The organism is Burkholderia sp. HMSC10F09 (assembly GCF_001806955.1).
Classification (GTDB): Bacteria; Pseudomonadota; Gammaproteobacteria; order Burkholderiales; family Burkholderiaceae; genus Burkholderia; species Burkholderia multivorans.
The window spans coordinates 1-3,961 of the sequence record NZ_KV786888.1 but is presented as its reverse complement, the minus strand read 5'-3'; the positions used below and the strand labels follow the sequence as shown (position 1 = coordinate 3,961).

Annotated in this window: 3 protein-coding genes; 1 reads left to right on the top strand and 2 read right to left on the bottom strand. The window is 70.2% G+C overall.

Going from position 1 to position 3,961, the window contains the following annotated elements; genetic code table 11:
- Positions 1 to 135: 135 nt before the first annotated feature.
- On the bottom strand, positions 136 to 2,352 hold the full coding sequence (locus tag HMPREF3115_RS24925; protein WP_070556510.1) for a xanthine dehydrogenase family protein molybdopterin-binding subunit: 2,217 nt from the start codon (positions 2,350 to 2,352) through the stop codon (positions 136 to 138).
- Between the two features lie 2 nt (positions 2,353 to 2,354).
- Positions 2,355 to 2,816, bottom strand: a complete 462-nt coding sequence (locus tag HMPREF3115_RS24920; RefSeq protein ID WP_006408424.1) for a (2Fe-2S)-binding protein — start codon at positions 2,814 to 2,816, stop codon at positions 2,355 to 2,357.
- Between the two features lie 182 nt (positions 2,817 to 2,998).
- On the opposite strand from HMPREF3115_RS24920, the gene HMPREF3115_RS24915 reads away from it, so the two are divergent.
- Positions 2,999 to 3,922, top strand: a complete 924-nt coding sequence (locus tag HMPREF3115_RS24915) for an AraC family transcriptional regulator (protein WP_006411469.1) — start codon at positions 2,999 to 3,001, stop codon at positions 3,920 to 3,922.
- The last annotated feature ends 39 nt before the right edge of the window (positions 3,923 to 3,961 follow it).

The following is a 3,961-nucleotide window of genomic DNA, read 5'->3' as shown; positions in this document are numbered from 1 at the left end:
CGGGACAGCGGGACAGCGGGACAGCGGGACGCCGAGACGGCGGAAAGCCAGCGAAGCCAGCGAAGGCGACGAGGGCAGCAGCCGCGCCGGCCGCCGCGCGGTGTGCGCGGCCGACCGGCGCAAGCGATCCAGCCGTCAAGCGCTCGCGTTCCTGCCCGAATCGAACGGCAGCACGTAGTGCCGCTTGCCGGTGGCCGCGAAGATCGCGTTCGCGACCGCCGGCCCGACCGGCGCGACGCCCGGCTCGCCGACGCCGGTCGGCGCTTCGGCGGACGGCACGATATGCACCTCGACCTTCGGCATCTCGGCCATCCGCAGCACCTGATAGCCGTCGAAGTTGCGCTGCTCGACGCGCCCGTCCTTCAGCGTGATCGCGCTGTGCATCGCCGCGCCGAGCCCGAAGCCGATACCGCCTTCCATCTGCGCGGCGACGATGTCGGGATTGATCGCGATTCCGCAGTCGACTGCGCAGACCACGCGCTCGACCTTCACCTTGCCGTCCGCATCGACCGATACCTCGGCAACCTGCGCGACATAGCTCTTGAACGCCTCGGCCACCGCGATCCCGCGTCCGCGACCTTTCGGCAGCGGCTTCGCCGGATCCCAGCCGGCCTTCTGCGCGGCCAGTTCCAGCACCGCCCGCATGCGCGGTTCCTTGGCCAGCAGGTCGCGGCGGAACAGGTACGGATCCTTGCCGGCCGCGTACGCGGCTTCGTCGATGAACGCCTCGACCGCGTAGGCCGTGTGCGAGCTGCCGACCACGCGCCACCAGAGCACGGGCAGGCCGACCTTGGTGGTCGTCAGTTCGACCGACACGTTCGGCACCGCGTACGGCAGGTTCGCCGCACCCTCGACCGACGTCGCGTCGATTCCGTTCTTGACCATGAAGGCCTCGAACGGCGTGCCGGCGAGGATCGACTGGCCGACGATCCGGTGACGCCAGCCCACCAGCCGGCCGTCGGCGGTCAGTCCCGCGTCGAGCTTGTGGAAGTACATCGGGCGATAGAAGCCGCCCTGGATGTCGTCCTCGCGCGTCCACTGCAGCTTGACCGGCTTGCCGTCCGCGCCGAGTGCCTTCGCGATCGACACGGCCTCGACGACGTAGTCCGACCACGCATTCGCGCGCCGGCCGAAGCTGCCGCCCGCGTAGAGCGTATGGATCTGCACCTGCTCGGGCTTCAGGCCCGCGACCTTGGCCGCGTTGCCCTGGTCGACCGTCTGGAACTGATCGCCGGCCCAGATCTCGCAGCTGTCCTTGGTCAGCTTGACGACCGCGTCGAGCGGCTCCATCGGCGCATGCGCGAGATACGGGAACTCGTAGCTCGCGCTGATCCTGCGCGCGGCGCCTGCGATCGCCGCGTCGGCATCGCCGTCCTTGCGCGCCGACGCGCCGGGCTTGGCGGCCAGCAGCCGGTATTCGCGCATGATCTCGTCCGAGCCGCGCTTTTCGGCGTTCGTTTCGTCCCATTCGACCTTCAGCGCGTCGCGGCCTTGTTTCGCGGCCCAGAAGCCCGTTCCGACGACCGCGATGCCGCCCGGCACCTGCACGACCGAGACCACGCCCGGCACGGCCTTCGCAGCCGTCGCGTCGAACGACTTCACCGTCGCGCCGAAGCGCGGCGGGCGCTGCAGCAGCGCGACGCGCATGCCGGGGAACGTCGTGTCGAGCGTGAAATGCGCGGTGCCGTTCGATTTCGCCGACGCGTCGACGCGCGGAATGCGATGGCCGATCAGCTTGAAGTCGGCCGGCTGCTTCAGCACGACCTTGTCCGGTACCGGCAGCTTCGATGCATCGGCGACGAGCGTGCCGTAGGCGGCCGTCTTGCCGCTTTTCGCATGTGTGACCACACCGTTGGCGGTCGTCAGCTCGCTTGCCGGCACGTTCCAGCGCGCGGCGGCCGCCGACACGAGCATCGCGCGCGCCTTGCCGCCGGCTTCGCGCAGCTGCTGCCACGAGTTCGACATCGCCGAGCTGCCGCCCGTGCCCTGCATCGTGCCGAACGCGAGGTTCGCGTAGCGCTTCGCGTCGGCCGGCGCGCTTTCGACGCGCACGCTCGACCAGTCGGCGTCGAGCTCCTCGGCGACGATCGTCGCGATGCCCGTGTAGGCGCCCTGGCCGAGTTCGACATGCTTCGCGATCACCGTGACGGCGCCGTCGGGTGTGACGCGCAGGAACGCGTTCGGCGCGAACGCGCCGGCTTCGGGCGCGGCCGTCGCGGCCGCCGCGCGCCGGCCCAGGCCGGCCCATTCGAAGCCGATCGTCAGGCTGACCGCGGCCGCTGCGCCCGCGGCCTTCAGGAACGTGCGGCGCGACGGACGCACCGAATCGCGCGTATCGAGTTCGATCGTCATGGTCACGCTCCCAGCGTCGCGGCCGCGTCGTGGATCGCCGCGCGGATCCGCGCGTAGGTCGCACAGCGGCACAGGTTGCCGTTCATCGCCGCGTCGATGTCGGCGTCGGTCGGTTTCGGGTTCTGCTCCAGCAGCGCAGTGGCGGACATGATCTGCCCGGACTGGCAGTAGCCGCATTGCGGCACCTGCAGCTTCACCCAGGCGGCCTGCACGGCCTGCGCGGGCTTGCTCTGCAGGCCTTCGATCGTCGTCACGTGCTTGCCGGCGATGCCGGCGAGCGGCAGCACGCACGAGCGCACGGCCTGGCCTTCGAGGTGGATCGTGCACGCGCCGCACTGCGCCATCCCGCAGCCGAATTTCGTGCCGGTCAGCCCCGCGTGCTCGCGGATCGCCCAGAGGACGGGCATCGACGGATCGGCATCGAGCGTCACGCTCTTGCCGTTCAGGACAAACGTAGTGGCCATGGGGGTGTCTCCGTGGGGATAACCCGGCGCCGGGCCGGGATAGCCGGCAGTGTGCGCGAGCCGCCGCCGTTTTCGTCTACCCAATCCTGCAAATTTCTTGAACAATCCTGCAAATCCCGCGCGCGGCGACAGACCTTTCGCTATGCTCGCGCGGCAGGGCAAACCGATTCGAGGATCTCGTGATGGACATGACCGACATCGCCGCGTCGCGCGCGGCCGGGCAGCGCGAACTGGCGTCGCTGATCGGCCGCTTTGCGCCGGTCGACGGCTCGCACGCGACCGCGGTGCCGGGCCTGATGCTGCACAAGCACGTGCGGCCCGTCGATCTCGGCTGCGCCGTGTCGCGCGCGGCGCTCGTGATCGCCGCGCAGGGCGCGAAGCGCGTGATCGTGGGCGGCCACGCGTACGAATACGATGCACAAAACTGCCTGATTACGTCGATCGACTTGCCGATCCTGTCGCGCGTGACGCGCGCGTCGGCCGACGCGCCATACCTCTGCCTGTCGCTGACGCTCGATCCGCAGCGGATCGTCGAGCTCGCGGCCGAGATGCGGCTACCGGAGCCGGAGTCCGGCCCGGAGGGCGAGGGCATCGCGCTCGCCGAGCTGACGCCGCCGCTGCTCGATGCCGCGCTGCGCCTCGTGCGGTTGCTCGACACGCCGGCCGACATCCCGGTGCTCGCGCCGCTGATCGAGAAGGAGATGCTGTACCGGCTGCTGACGAGCGCACAGGGCACGCGGCTGCGGCACATGGCCGTCGCCGGCAGCCAGACGCACCGGATCGCGCGCGCGATCGAATGGATCCGTGCGCACTTCGCGGAGCCGATGCGCGTCGAGACGCTCGCGAACGCAGTCAACATGAGCGTGTCGTCGCTGCATCATCATTTCAAGCACGTGACGACGCTGAGCCCGCTGCAGTACCAGAAGCAGCTGCGGCTGCACGAGGCGCGCCGGCTGCTGCTGCAGCAGGGCGGCGACGTCGGCTCGGTCGCCGCGAGCGTCGGCTACGAGAGCGCGTCGCAGTTCAGCCGCGAGTACAGCCGGCTGTTCGGCGCGCCGCCGATGCGCGACGTTGCGCACTTGCGGCGGCGCGAGCTGCTTGGCTGAGGAAACGGGCGGCCGCACCTCGCCGGCCGCACCTCGCCG

Coding starts and splice junctions, on each gene's coding strand:
- HMPREF3115_RS24925 (WP_070556510.1), bottom strand. CDS start 2,352: ATGACGATCGAACTCGATACGCGCGATTCGGTGCGTCCGTCGCGCCGC.
- HMPREF3115_RS24920 (WP_006408424.1), bottom strand. CDS start 2,816: ATGGCCACTACGTTTGTCCTGAACGGCAAGAGCGTGACGCTCGATGCC.
- HMPREF3115_RS24915 (WP_006411469.1), top strand. CDS start 2,999: ATGGACATGACCGACATCGCCGCGTCGCGCGCGGCCGGGCAGCGCGAA.